The sequence below is a fragment of the Streptomyces sp. R818 genome (assembly GCF_056172735.1).
Map to the genome: position 1 here is coordinate 411,396 of NZ_JAOCNE010000002.1, position 16,985 is coordinate 428,380.

General features: G+C 71.2%; 15 protein-coding genes. 7 read left to right on the plus strand and 8 right to left on the minus strand.

The window, feature by feature from the left end:
- The 3 genes from N5I75_RS04800 to manD all read left to right on the plus strand — a co-directional run.
- A partial coding sequence (locus N5I75_RS04800; protein WP_476674601.1) for a class I SAM-dependent methyltransferase occupies positions 1-741 on the plus strand: 741 nt, incomplete at its 5' end.
- A gap of 140 nt (positions 742-881) precedes the next feature.
- Positions 882-1,883, plus strand: coding sequence for a hypothetical protein (locus tag N5I75_RS04805; protein WP_476674603.1), 1,002 nt, complete (start codon positions 882-884; stop codon positions 1,881-1,883).
- Positions 1,884-2,148: 265 nt separating this feature from the next.
- Entirely contained in the window at positions 2,149-3,390 is a 1,242-nt protein-coding gene (gene manD / locus N5I75_RS04810; protein ID WP_476674605.1) for a D-mannonate dehydratase ManD, read from the plus strand.
- 423 nt (positions 3,391-3,813) lie between these two features.
- On the opposite strand, the gene N5I75_RS04815 is transcribed toward manD, so the two are convergent.
- Positions 3,814-4,887, minus strand: coding sequence for a glycoside hydrolase family 26 protein (locus N5I75_RS04815; RefSeq protein ID WP_476674607.1), 1,074 nt, complete (start codon positions 4,885-4,887; stop codon positions 3,814-3,816).
- 386 nt (positions 4,888-5,273) lie between these two features.
- Between N5I75_RS04815 and N5I75_RS04820 the strand changes: the two genes are divergently transcribed.
- Complete coding sequence (locus N5I75_RS04820; RefSeq protein WP_476674609.1) at positions 5,274-6,803, plus strand: glycoside hydrolase family 26 protein; 1,530 nt, start codon at positions 5,274-5,276, stop codon at positions 6,801-6,803.
- A gap of 50 nt (positions 6,804-6,853) precedes the next feature.
- Here N5I75_RS04820 and N5I75_RS04825 read toward each other — a convergent pair whose 3' ends face one another.
- The 4 genes from N5I75_RS04825 to N5I75_RS04840 all read right to left on the minus strand — a co-directional run bounded on the left by N5I75_RS04825 (position 6,854) and on the right by N5I75_RS04840 (position 9,689).
- On the minus strand, positions 6,854-7,501 hold the full coding sequence (locus N5I75_RS04825; RefSeq protein ID WP_476674611.1) for a GNAT family N-acetyltransferase: 648 nt from the start codon (positions 7,499-7,501) through the stop codon (positions 6,854-6,856).
- A gap of 227 nt (positions 7,502-7,728) precedes the next feature.
- On the minus strand, positions 7,729-7,923 hold the full coding sequence (locus tag N5I75_RS04830; RefSeq protein ID WP_476674613.1) for a DUF2795 domain-containing protein: 195 nt from the start codon (positions 7,921-7,923) through the stop codon (positions 7,729-7,731).
- A 72-nt stretch (positions 7,924-7,995) separates the two neighbouring features.
- Positions 7,996-8,418 (minus strand): DUF2795 domain-containing protein, encoded by a 423-nt coding sequence (locus N5I75_RS04835; RefSeq protein ID WP_476674615.1) that lies wholly within the window; start codon positions 8,416-8,418, stop codon positions 7,996-7,998.
- 62 nt (positions 8,419-8,480) lie between these two features.
- Positions 8,481-9,689: a baeRF2 domain-containing protein gene (locus N5I75_RS04840; protein WP_476674617.1), complete on the minus strand. Its 1,209-nt coding sequence runs from the start codon at positions 9,687-9,689 to the stop codon at positions 8,481-8,483.
- A gap of 221 nt (positions 9,690-9,910) precedes the next feature.
- On the opposite strand from N5I75_RS04840, the gene N5I75_RS04845 reads away from it, so the two are divergent.
- The 3 genes from N5I75_RS04845 to N5I75_RS04855 all read left to right on the plus strand — a co-directional run bounded on the left by N5I75_RS04845 (position 9,911) and on the right by N5I75_RS04855 (position 12,798).
- Entirely contained in the window at positions 9,911-10,858 is a 948-nt protein-coding gene (locus tag N5I75_RS04845; RefSeq protein ID WP_476674619.1) for a DUF389 domain-containing protein, read from the plus strand.
- A 191-nt stretch (positions 10,859-11,049) separates the two neighbouring features.
- Positions 11,050-11,874 carry a S1 family peptidase gene (locus tag N5I75_RS04850; protein ID WP_476674621.1) on the plus strand — a complete coding sequence of 275 codons (825 nt, stop codon included), beginning with the start codon at positions 11,050-11,052 and terminating at the stop codon, positions 11,872-11,874.
- A gap of 129 nt (positions 11,875-12,003) precedes the next feature.
- Positions 12,004-12,798, plus strand: coding sequence for a (2Fe-2S)-binding protein (locus tag N5I75_RS04855; RefSeq protein ID WP_476674623.1), 795 nt, complete (start codon positions 12,004-12,006; stop codon positions 12,796-12,798).
- Here N5I75_RS04855 and N5I75_RS04860 read toward each other — a convergent pair.
- From N5I75_RS04860 to N5I75_RS04870, 3 genes are all read right to left on the minus strand, one after another.
- Positions 12,753-13,733: an alpha/beta fold hydrolase gene (locus N5I75_RS04860; protein WP_476674625.1), complete on the minus strand. Its 981-nt coding sequence runs from the start codon at positions 13,731-13,733 to the stop codon at positions 12,753-12,755. The genes N5I75_RS04855 and N5I75_RS04860 overlap by 46 nt on opposite strands.
- A gap of 183 nt (positions 13,734-13,916) precedes the next feature.
- Positions 13,917-15,953, minus strand: coding sequence for an NAD-binding protein (locus N5I75_RS04865; protein WP_476674627.1), 2,037 nt, complete (start codon positions 15,951-15,953; stop codon positions 13,917-13,919).
- 223 nt (positions 15,954-16,176) lie between these two features.
- On the minus strand, positions 16,177-16,554 hold the full coding sequence (locus N5I75_RS04870; protein ID WP_476674629.1) for a hypothetical protein: 378 nt from the start codon (positions 16,552-16,554) through the stop codon (positions 16,177-16,179).
- Between the last annotated feature and the right edge of the window lie 431 nt (positions 16,555-16,985).

The window sequence follows — 16,985 nt, forward strand, 5'->3', positions numbered from 1 at the left end:
CACCACAAGCACGACGGCACCCACGACAGCACGCACGACGAAACACACGACGGCGCACACGGCGACACCCACAACGGCACCCACAACGGCACCCACGGGCACACGCACGACGAGCAAGCGGCCGCGGAGTTCTTCGAGCCCGCCGCCTGGGACGAGCGCTACGCCGGGCAGGAGCGGTTCTGGAGCGGCGAGCCCAACCCGCAGCTGGTCGACGCCGCCCGCGGAGTCACCCCCGGAACGGCGCTGGACGTCGGTTGCGGGGAGGGCGGCGACGTCGTCTGGCTGGCCGGGCAGGGCTGGCAGGTGACGGGGGCCGACTTCTCGGCGCAGGGTCTCGCCCGTGCGGCCCGCCACGCCGAGCAGGCGGGGGTCGCCGACCAGACCGACTGGTGGCAGGTCGACGCCCGGACCTTCGACGCCGACGGCCGCTCGTACGACCTGGTCACCACCCACTACCTGCACGCCCCCGACGGCGGCATGGTGGACGTGACCCGCCGCCTCGCCACGGCCGTCGCGCCGGGTGGGCTGCTCCTGGTCGTCGGCCACGCGCCGTCGCACGAGTTCACGCAGCTCTCCGAGAGCCACCGCAAGGCGATGTTTCTGGCCGCCGAGCTGCTCCCCGGCCTGCCCGAGGACTTCGAGCCCGTCCTGGCGGAGCAGCGTCTCCGTACGCTGAAGCGGGACAGCGGCCCGGTCGAGGCCGAGGACTCGGTTCTGCTGGCCCGCCGCGTGAAGCGCTGAGCACCGTCCGGCGGACCACTGCGCGCGGGGGCGTCCTGCGACTGATCTCGCGGAAGCAGTCGCAGGTGTGTCGGGAGGGGAGAGGTGAGGTGAGGTGAGGTGACCGTGCGGGTCGGATCGGCGCGTTCCGCCGCGAGGGAGTGGGTCGCCCGGTACGCCCGGCCCGAAATCGGTTACCGGGGCGCGTACTTGAGCGGCTCGACCGTCGGGCTGCCGGACGACCCGGAGCTGTCGCCCTCCTCGGACGTCGACGTCTTCGTCGTCACCGCCCAGGACCCACGCCGGCCAAACCCGGGAAGATCCGCTTCCGGGATGCCCTGCTGGAGGTCAGCTACCTGCCCTGGGCCTACATCGCCTCCGCCGACGCCGTACTGACGTCGTACCACCTGGCCAACAACTTCCGCACCGACACCATCATCGACGACCCCACCGGCGCACTGCGCACCCTGCACACACATGTCTCGCGCCACTTCACGCAGCGGCCCTGGGTGCGCCGCAGATGCCAGGACGCCCGCCACCGGATCGAGTCCCGACTGGCCGCGCTCGACACCTCCGCGCCGTTCCACGAGCAGGTGCTCTCCTGGCTGTTCCCCACAGGTGTGACCTGCCACGTCCTTCTCGTCGCCGCCCTGCGCAACCCCACCGTCCGCCTGCGCTACGCGGCAGCCCGCGAGGTTCTCACCGAGTACGGGCACCTGAGTCTCCACCCGGAGCTGCTGCGCCTTCTCGGCTGCTCACACCTGTCCGCGGAGCGCGTTGAGCACCATCTGCGCACACTCGCCGCCACCTTCGACGCCACCGCGCAGGTCTCGAAGACACCCTTCTTCTTCAGCAGCGACCTCACGCCCGCCGCACGCCCGCTCGCGATCGACGGCAGCCGGCGGCTCATCGACGCGGGCGATCACCACGCGGCCGTCTTCTGGATCATCGCGACCTTCGCCCGCTGCCACACCGTCCTCGCCGCCGACGCGCCCCAGCTGCACGAAGACCTCGCCCCGGCCTTCCGGGCCGCGGTGGCCGACCTCGGCATCGTCTCCGCACGGGACATCGTCCACCGGGCCGAAGAGGTGACCCGGTTCCTGCCCCGGCTCTGGCGGACGGCCGAGGACATCATGCTCCGCAACCCCGGCATCACCGACTGACCAGGGGTGTAAGCGCCTGCGCTGCAGCGCACCGGGGACCGTGGACTCGCGGACGACGAGCCGGGGCGGGGACACCTGCGGCTCCGGCGCGTACGAGGCCGGGACCGTTGCGTCGTGGGCGCGCAGCGCGACGCCTGAGCTTTCTGGTTACCTGAGTTGGTTACTTGAGTTGGTTACCTGAACTGATTCCCTGAGTTCATCCGATCCGCATCGAGCCACGCCGGGCCCCGAGCCCGGCGTGGCCCGGCCGTTCGAGGAGCACCCTGTGAAGATCACAGCTGTCGACACCCTCATCACCAGTCCGGGCCGCAACTTCGTCACCCTCCGCATCACCACCGACGAGGGCCTCACCGGCCTCGGTGACGCCACTCTCAACGGCCGCGAACTCGCCGTCGCCGCCTACCTCCGCGACCACATAGCCCCGCTCCTGACCGGCCGCGACGCCGGAGCCATCGAGGACACCTGGCAGTACCTCTACCGCGGCGCCTACTGGCGGCGCGGACCGGTCACCATGGCCGCGATCGCCGCCGTGGACACCGCGCTGTGGGACATCAAGGCCAAGGCCGCAGGCATGCCCCTCTACCAACTGCTCGGCGGCGCCTCCCGCACCGGCGCCCTCGCCTACGGGCACGCCTCGGGCCGCGACATCCCCGAACTCCTCGACTCCGTACGCGCCCACCTGGAGCAGGGCTACCGCGCCATCCGCATCCAGAGCGGCATCCCCGGCCTCGACTCCGTCTACGGCGTCGCCGCCTCCGCCGCCGGACAGGGTGAGCGCTACGACTACGAGCCGGCCCGCCGCGCCGAGGAAGGCCCCGCCCGCCCCGCCGAGGAGATCTGGGACACCCGCGCCTACCTGCGCCACATGCCGCGCGTCTTCGAGGCCGTACGCCATGAGTTCGGCCCCGAACTGCCGCTGCTGCACGACGGCCACCACCGCATGACGCCCATCCAGGCGGCCCGGCTCGGCAAGGACCTGGAGCCCTACGACCTGTTCTGGCTGGAGGACGCGACCCCGGGTGAGGACCAGGCGGCCCTGCGCCGCATCCGCGAGCACACCACCACACCGCTCGCCATCGGCGAGGTATTCAACTCGGTGCACGACTACACCACGCTTCTGTCGGAGCGGCTCATCGACTACGTGCGTTCGGCCGTCACCCACACCGGCGGCGTCACCGGAATGCGCAAACTCCTCGACCACGCCGCCGTGTTCGGCGTGAAGTCCGGGATGCACGGCCCCACCGACATCTCCCCCGTCGGCATGGCCGCCGCGCTCCACCTGGACCTGGCGATCCACAACTTCGGCATTCAGGAGTACATGCGCCACTCGACCGACACCCTGGAGGTCTTCCGCACCTCCTACCGCTTCTCCGGCGGCCTTCTGCACCCGGGCGACAACCCCGGCCTGGGCGTGGAGTACGACGACGAGGCCGCGGCCCGCTTCGCCTACCGCCCCGCCTACCTGCCGGTGAACCGGCTGCGCGACGGCACGGTGCACGACTGGTAGCTGGTAGCTGGTAGCCGCACAGTGGTCCCGGGGCCCGGCGTGATGACACGCCGGGCCCCGGATGTTCAGGCGAGCCGGATCAATCCGTGCGCGTCCCAGAAGTCGCACCGGTGCTTCGCGGCGAAGTCCCGGACGAGGCCGGAGGCGGGCAGCCGGAACTGCATCGTCACCTGCCGGCCGGCCCGGTAGGCGGGCCAAGTTCCGTCCGCTGGGCGCCCGTTGCGCAGGAAGTCGCCCCAGCGCGTTTGGATCCGGCGGGCGAGCCCGCACGCCGCCCAGGACGGTGGAACACGTTTCCTCCCTGAGTCCGCCCGGCGCGGGGCGGCGACGGGGGCGGGTTGGAGACGGAAGGAGCGCCGGGGCCGGCCGGTCCGCACTGTGGCCGGACGGCCCCGACGCGACCGGGACGTCAGCGGGAGCGGTTCACCGCTTGCGTCCCGGCAGTCGCAGCTCGCCCTGGTTCAGGACGCGTGGATGCGCGTAGGTGTTCCTGATCTCGTCGGGGGTGTTGCTGCCAAGGAGCTGCTCGGACCAGAGCATGAAGTAGGTCCAGTCCCGCTGGGTGGCGAGCAGGGAGTCGTCGGGCACCTTGCCCATCTCGGCCAGGGCGATCGGCTTGTGCTTCGCGATCCCCTTGAGCTGCTCGTAGTCGGCCTGGCTCGGGTAGTTCTTGTACCAGGCGTCCAGGGACACGACGTCGACGTACCTGTCACCCGGGTAGTACCGGTCCCAGCCGCCCTCGGGATTGTCCTGGACGTTCCACACCCAGAGCAGGTTGTCCAGGTGTTTGCCCGCCAGGTAGTCGTGGGTGATCCGGAACAGCTTGGCGCCGCCCTGGGGGCCGGGGCGGTGGCCCCACCAGTTCCACTTCTCGTTCATCTCGTGCAACGGCCTGAAGAGCACCGGGACACCGGCCTCGTTCAGCTGCCGCAGATACGGCACCGCCTCGTCGAGCCGCTTCTTCCAGGCCTTGTTGAGCTTGGTGCCGTCGGTGACGACCTCCTGGAACTCCTCGTCCGTGATCTGCGACTTCACCCCGCCGTCGAACTCGCACGAGTCGCCCATGGTCGGCGGACACACATGCCAGGTGAGGGCGACGAGCGAGCCGTCGGCCCACTGCTTCTTCGCCTCGTCGACGATGTGCTGCCGGTTCGCGACGTCCTCCGCCCTGAACATGAGGTCGCCGCCCCAGAGCCCCGGATACTGCCCGGTGACGTCCTTGACCTGCTGGGTGTACTGCGACGGCTGGTCGGCCGGCTCCTTGTTGTGCTGGCCGGAGACGATGCTCCTGCCCTTGACGGACTTCAGGTGGGCGAGCACGCGCTGCTTGTTCGCCTTCGCGCTCGGGCCGCCCCTGGCGGACACCTCGTGGGGCCCGCCGCCCGGCTGAGCCGGTCCGGCCTGGGCGTGGGGCGTCACGGTCAAGGTCAGCGCGGCGGTGGTCGCCGCAGTGGCGGTGAGGCAGGCGAGCAGCCTGCCGCGTCGTGGTCTGTGCACGGGTGCGTCTTCCTGTCGTGGCGGGTCGTGGCGGGCCACAACACGCACCTCCCGTACGGCGACCGTCAGCCCTGACACGTCCGGTCGGCCGCGCCCTCACCGTAATGCCGAGACCTTGCCCCGTCCATATACCGATCAAGCGAAGTTGTTTTTGCTGTTGATGGATACCGCTTTCACCAGCTGAGTTGGCTACTAAACCAGTTCAGTCGGAGAACCATGTACTTACTTCCGCTCGATCCGTTGACCGCCGCCGTAACCGCGCTCTACGCTCCCGCACTTGTCAGATGCACAGCACGTTCCTCCCGTCCGTCACACCTCCCCGCCGCGGGGCACCACCCTGACTCCGGTGCCCCGCGCCTTGACGCCTGCGATGTGGAGACCCCGCCATGCCCAGCCTCGACCCGACCTCCCCGCGCCGCGAAGAGGACGCCCCGACCGCTCCTGAAGCCCGGGGCGTCAGCCGCCGCGCGATGACGCTCCTGGCCGGCGCGTCCGCGCTGACAGCCGGCACCGGTCTGCTGTCCGGGCAGGCCGCGGCGGCGCCCTCGCACACCTCCGGGCCGGCCCGGGGCACCGGCCTCGGACACCGCGCCCTCGACACACGTGGCGCCGGCAACCTCATCACCGTCCTGAACGACCGCGCCGGACTCCCCGCCGGAGCGAGGATCGTCCAGGCGCGGTTCACCACCGACAACCCCGCCGTACTGCCCGGCTCCGGCGAACGCCTCGTACCCAAGGGCGACTTCACCGCCAAAGGCACCGTCCGCGTAGCCCTCGAGCAGCTCACGATCCACCAGGACGGTGCCACCCGCACCGTGGACACCGACGAACGCCTCCGGCTCGTCGTGTCCCGGCTGCCGAAGCCGGTCGACGTCGTCGACTACCTCGACAGCCTCACCGGTCACGGCATGCTGTCCGCCATGCAGCACGACCAGTCCTACGCCGACCCGCTCAAGGCCGACGTGCTGCACCAGCGTGTGGCGAACGAGTTCGGCGTCTATCCCGCCCTGTACGGCGCTGACTTCCTCACCGGCGGCACCGTCCCGCACCGCTGGAACATGATCGGCGAGGTCGAGCGGCAGTGGCGGGCCGGGAACCTCGTACAGATCATGTTCCACGTCTCCCCGCCGCAGTACACCGTCGCCCAGGAAGCCGAGGGCGGCTGGGGCAGCGACACGGCGGACGCGACCCTGCCGGGCCCGAACCGGATCTTCAGCTACCTCTACAACGACCAGTGGAAGGAGCTGATGACCGACGGCACGCCGCTGAACACCAACTGGAAGCGGCGCATGGACGAGTACGCCCGCTTCCTGCGGCGCCTCCAGGACGCCGGGGTCACCGTCATGCTGCGCCCCTTCCACGAGATGAACCAGCACGTCTTCTGGTGGGGCGGCCGTCCGGGTCCGCACGGCACGGCCGGCCTGTACCGCATGTTCCACGACTACATGGAGAAGCGGAAAGGGCTCCGCAACATCGTCTGGGTGTGGAACGTCCAGGACCTGCCCGACAACTACGGCTGGGCCGACGGCGACCCCAAGTTCGACCGCTACGAGGGCCTCGCGGGCGGCCTCGCCGAGTACGACGCGAACGACTGGACGAGCTTCAGCCCCGGCAAGGACTACTACGACGTCCTGGCCGTCGACTTCTACGACGCCGAGGGCTACAGCGGGCGCCGCTACGACCAGGCGAAGGCGATCGCCCGCCGCGACCGCAAGCCGATGATCATCGGGGAGACCTTCGTCCTGCCCGACCGGGCGACTCGGTCGGCCCAGCCGAACTGGACCCTGGCCATGCCGTGGGGCGTCCGCACCTGGAACCACAACACCCCCGAGGCGATGGCCGACTTCTACCGCCACAGCATCGGCGCATCGGACCTGCCCCGCTTCACCACCCGGCACCACCGCATCGGCCACTGAGGCGGCGCTCACCGCGCGTCCGTCCCGCTCTCGAAGGCACCGCGTTCCGGCTACGGTCTTGCGCCATGTCCGCGCGGGTCGCGCCATACGGGATGGATGCGGGTGCCGTCCGGAAGGACGACCTCGGGGAGGGGGCGGAAGCCGCAGCGTTCGAAGAGGCGGCGGCTGCCGGGTGTGGTGCATTCGCCGTACGCCGCCACGTTCTCCTGGTCGCAGCGGTGCAGGATGGCTCGCAGGAGGCCCGATCCGATGCCCTGGCCCTGGTGGGCGCGGTCGACGGCGGCGTAGACGAGGAAGTAGTGCGGCACGTCCTGGGGATGGTGTTTGTCGAGCAGGTCGAAGGCCGGCAGTACGTGCGTGTCGGCGTACTCCTGGGTCGCCGCGCGCAGCGACCGGCGCAGGCGCTCCTGCTGCGAGGGGTCGGGTTCAGGGTGCGACGCCGGTACGAAGAGACGGACCCCTGTGCCCTCCCGGGTCAGGTAGATCTCGCCGCGAGCGAGCAGGTCCTGGACGGTGACCTCGAAGTAGGCGGGCAGCAGTGCGCGCCGCCGTTCGGGGTCGGGGAACAGGCACGCGGCCCAGGGGTCCTCGGTGAACGCCTCGGACAGGAGCGAGACGATGTGCGGTACGTCGGAGGCGTCCGCCGATCGGAAGTCGACTTCGGCGCACGGTCGAGCCGTGTTCTCGTGCTCGCCCATGTGCGGGTTCTCCATTCGGGGCGGCGGGGGTCACCTCCACCATGGCCGGGCGCCGTGCTCGTCCGCCGTTTCGCTTGCGCCATTGGAAGGAGGGGGAGCGGCCGGGGTGCGGGTCGGCCGTTGTCGCGTGTCGCGCGCGCGGAAGGCGCCTGGCCAGGTGGTGGTCCCGGCAGGCGCCTCCTCGGCGTCGGACTGTGTCGCTCCACCCCCCGCATCGGACGGTGTCGCTACGCGTTCTTGAACACAGCCTTCTGGACTTCGTCCGGCCCGTCGAAGTGGTCCGGCGAGACGCCGTCGAGCTTCGAGACGACGGAGTCGTCCGCGCCGTTCTTCTGGGCCAGCGACACCAGGTCGTCCTTGCTGGTGGGGTACTCGGCGCCCTTGAGGGCCTTCTGCAGGTCGATGGGGCTCAGCTCCGCCATGGTGGGTCTCCTCGGTGGTGTGTGTTGCCGTTGTCCTGGTTGATGTGTCCTGGTTGATGTGTTCTGGCGTTCTCACTGCTGCTGGGGCCGGGTGTCGCCCACAGCGGTGACGATCTCGGTGACGTTCGCGTACGCGGTCCCGTCCGGCAGGCTTCGCGCGGCCTCCAGGACGGTGTCCGGCGCGTGGTTGGCCTGGAGGGCGTCCAGTACCGTCTGCCGGTCGGCGGGGAAGGTGGCACGTTCGAGGTGGCGCGCCAGTTCCAGGCGCAGCGCCTCCGTGTCGGCCTCCGCGCGCGCCTGCTCGCGTTCACCGCCGGGGGCGGGACGGGGCCGCCGGGGTCGACGCGGATGTCGTCGTCCGCCGGAGGCTCGGGATCGTTGCCCTCCTCGACATGTGTGTGCTGGCCGGACCGGAGGTACCCCTCCAGCTCGTGTTTCATCTCGTCGTCCTTGCGGGGACCGACTTGGTTGCTGCCTCGCTCCATGTGTGCACACCTCGGTTCGTACGACGGATGGTTGCTCTGTGCGGCGGCGATCGCGCGCCCTGAGCGGCCGGACTAGTAGGTCCAGCGCAGCAGCGCGCCGATCCCACCGGCCGGGATGTCGGTGTCGACCGCGCCCGGCGGGCCTTCCGCCCGGCCCGTGCCGTCGCCGGGGGCCTCCTGGTCGGCGTCGCCGGACAAGGAGGGGTCGTCGTCGGGAAGGGGGAGGACGAGTACGTCCGCTCCTGTGACGGCGGCCGAGCGCAGCAGGGCATCGTCAGCGCGTACCGAGTACGGGTCGCTCTCCCCCAAAGTGTGCGCATCGCTGCGGTTGACCGCCACTTGGTCGGGCCCGGGGCCCACCCAGGTCTCCCGGCCGAGATCCGGGCCGTCGGGGCGCAGGATCAAGGTGTCGATGCGGTGCTCGCGGGCGGCCTCGACGACGGCCGGGACGCCTTCCACCGCGCCCTCCGGTCGGTCGTCCTTCTTCGACCGGCCGGCGCGGAAGCGGTCCAGGGCGGCGTCGACGCGGCGGCCCGTGTGCTCGGAGCGAGCGCGTTCGATGGCCTCTTCCAGCGCCGAGGAGTCGGAGCCCGCGGCACGTCCGCCGTGCTCGGTCTCCACCGTGATGTCGCGAACACCATCGGGGAGCTTTTCGTGCACGGCGGGCCGCTCGCGCGGGTCGCCGACCAGCACCACGAGGTCGGCGCCGGACTCCTCGTAGGCGGTGGCCAGTGCGTCGGCGATCTCGGCGGCGTTCTGCTCCCAGGTGTTCTCCACCTTCAGCTGGAAGTGCCGCTCGGACCAGTCCGAGGTGGACGTGCGGTGGACCGGCCACTGCCGGCCCTCGACCGCGCCGATGTCCTGGGGTCCGCCGGGGCCGCGGCGTTCGAAGTCCGCGCCGGTGCGGTCCACGTAGGCCACGAGGCAGACGGGGTCCTGGCCGGACAGTTCGACCAGTGGCATCAGCCGGGGCAACGGGGACCAGGAGGTGAGCTGGCCCTGCGGGGCGCGGGAGAGGCGGTGGCTCAGCACGACCTCGCCGTCGGCGGCGAAGAGGGCCCGGCCCGTCGGGTACTCCGCGACGGCCGTGCCGGTCAGGGTCTCGCCGACCGCCCTGACGGTCGCCTCGTCGGCACCCTGCTCCTCCAGTGTCCGGCAGACCTCGCGCACGGACAGCTCCCGCCGCTTGGCCCCCGACTCGTCGTTCTGACCGAGGTCGAAGTAGACCGTGGCCCATGGACCCGAGCGGTCGAAGAGCGGCCCCAGAAATGACAAACGCATATATCCTCCTCGGTCATCCCGGTTCATCCTGTTTTATGCCTTTACGGGGCCTGGGTACCCGCTGGGCTGCGGAGAAATCATCCGAAATCTGCTCACGGTGAGAGGGGCATCGATGCGGACCGTCGCCGGCGGCGGACGCAACGGTGTTCGTGAGGAGTGCCTGACGCGCGAGCTGACGTCCGTCGGTGATGAAACGGCGTGGAGCCGGTTACCGTACGCGGATGCTGCATCTGCGTTTGATCACCCCGGGGGACACGACCGACGCCGCGGTGCGTCTGATCGAGAACACGGTCGGCACCGCACACCTGGTCGTGCTGCCGAAGGCGGCGCGGGACCCGGCCGGGGACGTCGTCATGTGTGATGTCGCCCGGGAGGCCGGGGACGAACTCATCGACGGGTTGCGGGCGTTGGGGCTGGACCGGGCGGGTTCGATCGCCGTCGAGAACATCGACCTGTCCCTCTCGCGCCGCGCGGAGCGGGCCGAGGAGGCGGCGCCCGGCGAGGGCGCGGACGCCGTGCTGTGGGAACACCTGGAGGAGACCACCCACGAGGAGTCGACGCTCACCGTCACCTACGTGGCGTTCCTCGTCATCGCCACGATGATCGCGGCATGCGGCGTCGTCCTCGACAACGCCATCCTGATCGTGGGCGCCATGGCCGTCGGACCGGAGTTCGGCCCGCTCGCCGGCATCTGCACAGCCCTGGTCCAGCGCGCCCCGCGCCTTGCCCTGCGCTCGCTGATCGCGCTGCTCGTCGGCTTCGCGGCGGCGATGGTGCTGACGGTGGGCTTCAGCGCCTTCATGGACGCGGTCGGCCTCTTCACGAAGGGGCAGTTGGAGGCGGAGCGCCCCAACACAGGCTTCGTCTACGCGCCGGACTGGTTCTCGTTCGTGGTCGCGGTGCTCGCGGGCGCGGCAGGCATGCTCTCCCTCACGTCCGCGAAGTCGGGCGCTCTGGTCGGGGTGGCCATCTCGGTGACGACCGTGCCCGCGGCGGCGAACGCCGCTGTGGCCCTCAGCTACGGCGACATGAACCAGACCTGGGGCTCCACACAACAGCTCTTGCTGAACCTGCTGGGGATCGCCCTGGCCGGCACGTTCACCCTCCTTCTTCAGAAGTGGTTGTGGAGCAGGCAGCGCGCACGGGCCGCCGCACATGTCGGTCGGTGACCTCTGACGCCCGACCCCCGACCCCCGGAGCCCGACCCCCTACCCCCGACCCCCGTCGACCTGGGGTTCTCCCCACCCTGAACAGGCCCGGTGGCCCGAGTCCGGACAGACCCGCTGACCGGATGGATCAGTTCCGCTCCACGGCGGAGGCTGAGCGTGTCGCACCACGCCTGTCCGATCGGAGAGAACCCGTGCTCAATCTGAAGTCCCCGCGCCGCACGATGGCGCGCACCGCCGCGGTGGTCCTCGCGGGAACGGTGTGCGCCGCCATGCTGTCCGGCAGCGCCGAAGCCATCGTCAACGGCAAGGCGTCGACGCAGCGTTATCCGTTCATGGTGTCGATCCCGGTGACGGGCGTGGACGACCCCACCTTCAAGGGTGTCTGCGGGGGATCGCTGATCGACTCGAAGTGGGTGCTCACCGCGGCGCACTGCGTGGACCCGAAGCTGGTCACCGTGGACGGCAGCGTCCGGATCGGGAGTGAGTGGAAGGACTCCGGGGGCACGGTCCGGTCCGCCGCGAGGACGGTGGTCCACCCGGGCTACGAGAACGGCGAGGACCTCGGCCCCAACCGCGATGACGTCGCGCTGGTCCGGCTGAATCGCCCCGTCGCCGAGAAGCCCGTACGCATCGCCGACAAGCCGGGACGGCCGGGCACGGCGACCCGGATCCTGGGGTTCGGCACCGTCGCCGATGTCCCCGACCACAACGGCTGGATCTTCCCCGACCGGCTCCAGCAGCTCGACACCCGTAGGGGAGCGGCCTCCGCATGCGCGCCGGGCTACGCGAGCAGCAGCCGCCTGTGCACGATCAGCCAGGTGCCCAAGGCCATGGCCTGCAACGGCGACTCGGGCGGCCCCCAGCTCCAACGGGACCGTAAGGGACGCTGGGAGCTCATCGGCGTCACCTCCGGACCGGGCGCCCCCGGCGTGCGCTGCAGCGAGGGCCCGGGGCTCTACACCAGCGCGCCCGCCTACGCGGACTGGATCAAGAAGGCGATGAGCGGCCGGGGCTGAGCTGCACCGCACACGCGCGCGGATGAGGGCGGCCTCGGTGCGCGAACACGTCGTGAGAGGGTGCACATACGTGTTCGCGTGGCTATCTCCCTCCGGGGAGGGGTGGCAGGGGTGACAGGGGTGGCAAGGATGGGGGAGTGGACGAAGCCGACCGCTGCGCCGACGGCTGCCTCGGCGTCGGCGTCGGCGTCGGCGTCGGTCTCGGTCTCGGTTTCGGTCTCGGTCTCAGCGGATGACGCGCTCAGGGACGTCGCCGAGCTGGGCGGATTCTTCGCCCTGCCGACCGGGGGCGGAGCCCGCACGGGACCGGTGACGTTCGCGGACGGCTTCGCCGCACGAGCCGACGAGGTGAACCGCCGGTACGCGACGAGCGAGACACGTATCGGCTGGTCCATCGCACACCTGGGACTCGCCGCGCGGCTGTGGTCACCGGTGCTGGCCTGCACAGTCCTGCACGGCGTCGTGCCCGATCTGACTGGCCTGGAGTGGGTCGAGGACAGCTCGGCGATCCGGCTACGAGGTCCCGCCACGGGACGTCCGGTCGACCGACTGCCCGCTGCGGTCGAAGCGGCCGAAACGGTCGAGGCGACCGAAACGGTCGAGGCGAGCGCTGCGGTCGAAGCGGTGTACGAGCAGGTGGCCGGCCCGCTCGCGGCGCTGGAGAGCACGTTCGACGTCAAGGTCGCACCCCGGCTTCTGGACGGGAACGTAGCCTCCGCGCTCGTCGGATCGGCGGCCGTGCTGCTGCGGGCGCGCCCCGGAACGCGTCCGGAGCTGACCCGTCTGACCCACGCCCTGCTCGGCACCGGACGCCTCGTGGGCACGGGCGGCGTCACGGGTCCGGAGCTGTCCTTCCGGCGGCGCAGTTGCTGCCTCTTCTACCGGCTGCCCGGCGGTGGAAAGTGCGGCGACTGCTGCCTGTGATTCCGCGGACGCGCGCCCTCTTCCACCGGCCCTGTCCGGCTGACCGACGCGGCGCGGACGAACCGCCGCACATGGTCCCGGGTCTCAGCGGGACGCTCGAGCCACGGTTCGTGTCCGGCGCCGTCGATGCGCGTCAGCGGAACACCGAGGTGTGAGGCGAGCGACGCGAGGGCGGACAGGGGGCGGGGATCGTCGGTGCCGCCGAGGATCTCGGTCCGGCGGGGCAGACGCACGGTCAGTTCATCGAGGTGCCGCGCGAGGGGGTCGGCCCGGTTGTCCGCGCCGAGTTCACGGTTCATGGTCCAGTTGACCGGACGTCGGTGCCGGGCATCCTGTGCGGCCCACTCCCAGGCGCGTTCGGGATCGGCGTGGTCGGTGAACCAGGAGAGCGTCAGCAACACGGTCTCCTGTCCCTCCGTGCGACGCGGCAGACTCTCCAGTTCGCGCAGTCGTTTCTGCTGACCCGGCGTCATCCGGCGGGCCCGCTCCGTCCGGTCGGCTGCGCGCCAGTCCTCTCCGACGAAGGGCCCGCACAGCAGCAGCGTCGCGGCCACTCGGTCCGGGTGCGCCAGGCAGAAGCGGGCGGCGAGGTCGGTGCCGTAGGAGTGGCCGATGAGAACGGCCGCGGGCACGTCCCAGGTGTCGAGCAGTTCGACGAGGTCGTCGACATGCCGCGCGAGGGTGTGGCGGCCCTGCCAGGGGGAACTCCCCGTGCCCCGCTGGTCGTAGCGGTACACCGGAGCGAGGTCCGCCGGCATGGCGGCGATGTCGTCCAGATAGTCCGGGAGGCCGGGGCCGCCGTGCAGCAGAACCACGGGCGGCGGCGCGGCCCCCTTCCGCTGAGCCGAGCCAGGTGTCGAGTCAGCCAGGCGTACCCAGCGAATGCGGGCACCGTCGGCCATGACCGTGTCCCCGTACGTCTCCGTGTGATCCACCGCGCCGAACCTACCGGTGACGTATGAGCTCCACCAGAGAGGCCCGGCATGGTGTCGGCAGACATGTGTGTGCTGTGTGTGCCCGGGGCTGGGGCGTGGAAGCCGAAACCCTGGCCGTCCGTCCAATGCCCGGCGCTCCAGGCGTTGTCTGCCTTCACCGTCGAGGAACGGGATGGACAACTGTCAGGGTCGTGACCGGTGCGGTACGCGGCCGAGGAGTTCGGCGAGGCCCTGGCGGGTGGTGGCGACGACGACGCGGTCCTGGGGGCGTAGCACGTATCCGGGCGGAAGGTTCCAGACCAGGCCGGTGGTGTGGGCGACGCCGGTGGCGCCGTACGCGGGTGAGGCCGTGAGGTCCGGGCGGCGGTCCGCGGGGGCGGCGGAGTCCAGGGCGAGGACGCGCCAGTGGCCGGGGCGGAAGGACTCGGCGATGGTGCGGCCCTCCAGATGCGGATGCCCGGCGACCTCAAGCGCGGCGAAGAGCAGGACGCTGCGCTCGACGGGTATGGCGCCGAGAATCTGGCGCCCCATCATCGCGCCCGCGAAGGCGGGCGCGGCGAGGGTGGAGACGCTGCGGCTGCGGGTGAGGGCGCGCGGGTGGGCGGCGCGCAGGGTGCGGTAGACGGCGGCGGCGAACGCGTCGTCGTAGAGGCGCAGTACCACGCGCAGGTCCGGTTTGAGGGCCCGCGCCGACAGGGCCGCCTCCAGGTTCGTTGCGTCGATGCTGGTCAGCGCGAGCAGGGAGTGCGCGCGGTGGGCCTTGGCGGCCTCCAGTACGCCGTCGTCGGTGACGTCGCCGATGACGACCGGGACGCGCAGGCGGCGGGCGAGCGGGATGCCGCGCGCGTCCGGGTCCTCCTCGATGCAGACGACGGGGATGTCGAGTTCGCGCAGGCGGGCCAGGACCCGGGAGCCGATCTTGCCGAGGCCGAGCAGCACGATGTGGCCGGACAGACCGCGCGGCGGGCGGCGCAGGGTGGCGGTGGTGCGGAAGGTGCCGAGGGCTTCGAGGACGGCGGCGAGGAGTACGGGGAGGAGCAGCAGCCCGGCGAAACCGGTGAGGAGTTGCAGGACCTTGCGGGCGGTGGGCTCGCCGATCGCGGGGTCGTCGATGGCGAACAGGTCGAGCAGGGTCAAGTAGCCGGCGTGCAGGGGATGGATGTGGTCGCCGGTGGCCCAGGTGGCGATGGCGAGACCGAGGACGCTGACCGCCAGGCCGAACAGGGACCAGCGCAGCCGGCGCGAGAACAGCGAACCCAGCTGCATCGTCCGGGCCTTGGCGCCGCGCGACGATCCGCCGGCGGTGGCGGGGGTCACGGCCTGGAGGACGATCGTGCCTCGCCCGGCGGCGTCCGCGACGGCACGCTCGTCGGGCAGGAGCAGCGGGCTGTCGCCGCCGTCGGTCTCCGAACTGTCGGACCCGGCGGGGTCGTTGGTGGTGGTGGAGAGCAGGGCGAGGGTGGCGAGACCGGGGTCGGCCGTCACGCCGAGCCGGGGCGGCGTCCGCTCCACGGCGCGCAGGAGCAGGCCGTCCGCCTGGATGACCTTGCTGGTGCCCGCGACAGCCGTGGCGGCGAGCGCGGGCGCGGCGGTGTCGGCGTCGGACAGGACGGTGGTGGAGGTGTCCCGGGCGGCCGGGTCGAGGCCGGGGGTGGAGAGCGCGGCGGCCTGGTCGAGGAGGGCGGCGAGATGCTGGCCGAGGCTGCGGTTGTAGAGGCGGATGACCAGGCGGAGCCGGGGGTTGAGGCGGCGTGCGGTGAGTGCGGCGCGGATGTTGGTCTCGTCGTCGTCATGGACGAGCGCCAGCGCGCTGGCCTCGGCGACGCCCGCCTCGGTGAGGGCCTGCTCGTCGAGCACGGGGGCTTGCAGGACGTGCACGGAGTCGTTCCCGGGGGCGTCGCCGGGGTTGTCGCCGGGGCCCGGCTCGGTGTCGGACGCGCGGTCGGGAGCGCGGTCGGGAGCGCGGTCGGGATGGCGATCGGGGGTGCGGTTGAGGAGGTTCTGGACACGGTTCAGCAGGGTGGCCGTGCGGACGTGCGCCCGCACAGCCGGTCCGGATGCCGTCTCGTCACCCGGGCCGGTCGCGAGGACGACGGTGACCCGCTCGGCGTAGACGGTGCGCAGCTCTGCGGCGAGGCGCTCGGCCAGCGCGTCGTCACCGCACACGATCATGTGGCGCCTGGGCGCGGGCCGTTGGGGCTGGCGGGGCAGGGTGTCCATGTGATCAGTCAAGCGGATGGGTTCGGGGGTGGACGGGTCGGGGGCCGGGGGCTTCTCGTGCAGCGCCCGGAGTCTCGTGCAGTGCCCGGAGTTCCGTGCAGTGTCCGGAGTTCCGTGCAGTGTCCGGAGTGCGAGAAGGTCGCGCACGTCGTGACGCCCCCGGACCTGAGCGGGGCATCACCCGCATCCACGCCTCACTGCTCGTGCCCTGACCCGAGGCCTGCTAGGCCTGTTGCGCGCGTCGGCTCGTGGTGTGCAGCGACTGGGCCAACAGCAGGAGGCCTGCGGTGCCCGCCCCCGCCGCCCCTACGGCCAGGGCCTTGTGGGAGGCGTTCCAGGACAGCACCGACCACCGAGAGTGCGCCGAGAACAAGGACCCCGTGCTCAGCCACGACCCGGTTGAGATCAGTGACAGCGCGGAGCCGATCGAGCCGACCGACAGGGCGCTCCCTATCGAGCCGATCGACAGCGCCGAGCCGACCGAGCCCACGGACAGCACCGAACCCGCTGACCCGATCGACAACACGGAGTCCTGCGACCACAAGGACAGCACTGAGTTGGAGGAGGAGCGACGGACCGACCGAACCGGCAGTTTTGTCATGAGGCGATTCTGCCCGCCGGGGCGCGGCCCCGGCCCCCTTTCAACGACTTGGAGGGTTGCCACGGACCGGGCGGCCGTCACCGCTCTCAGTCCCACCGACAACTGCCGCGCGCTCATACTGCTGACCCCCGGCCAACTCAGCGCCGCCGGGGCATCGGCGCCACGCTCGATCTGGACGAGGGCCAGACACCGGGCCCGGTTCTCGGGGCGACAGCGGTCGCCACCTCCCCCGCGCGGACATCGGGGTCCGCCACCACCGCCGCAGGCGTTGCGAGCCCGGGCCACTCCTCGAAGGACGGCCACGCCTCAGCCGTCCACCGACTCCGGAAGTAGGAACCTTCTACAGGATCAGGCTCGGACGAGTCGTCCGGATACTCCAGCAGAAGCGGGTGGAGACCGGTCTCGGCCCGACGCATGTACAGCCGGTTCCA

Coding starts and splice junctions, on each gene's coding strand:
- N5I75_RS04820 (WP_476674609.1), top strand. CDS start 5,274: ATGCCCAGCCTCGACCCGACCTCCCCGCGCCGCGAAGAGGACGCCCCG.
- N5I75_RS04870 (WP_476674629.1), bottom strand. CDS start 16,554: ATGACAAAACTGCCGGTTCGGTCGGTCCGTCGCTCCTCCTCCAACTCA.
- N5I75_RS04830 (WP_476674613.1), bottom strand. CDS start 7,923: ATGGCGGAGCTGAGCCCCATCGACCTGCAGAAGGCCCTCAAGGGCGCC.
- N5I75_RS04840 (WP_476674617.1), bottom strand. CDS start 9,689: ATGCGTTTGTCATTTCTGGGGCCGCTCTTCGACCGCTCGGGTCCATGG.
- N5I75_RS04855 (WP_476674623.1), top strand. CDS start 12,004: ATGGGGGAGTGGACGAAGCCGACCGCTGCGCCGACGGCTGCCTCGGCG.
- N5I75_RS04845 (WP_476674619.1), top strand. CDS start 9,911: ATGCTGCATCTGCGTTTGATCACCCCGGGGGACACGACCGACGCCGCG.
- N5I75_RS04865 (WP_476674627.1), bottom strand. CDS start 15,953: ATGGACACCCTGCCCCGCCAGCCCCAACGGCCCGCGCCCAGGCGCCAC.
- N5I75_RS04825 (WP_476674611.1), bottom strand. CDS start 7,501: ATGGGCGAGCACGAGAACACGGCTCGACCGTGCGCCGAAGTCGACTTC.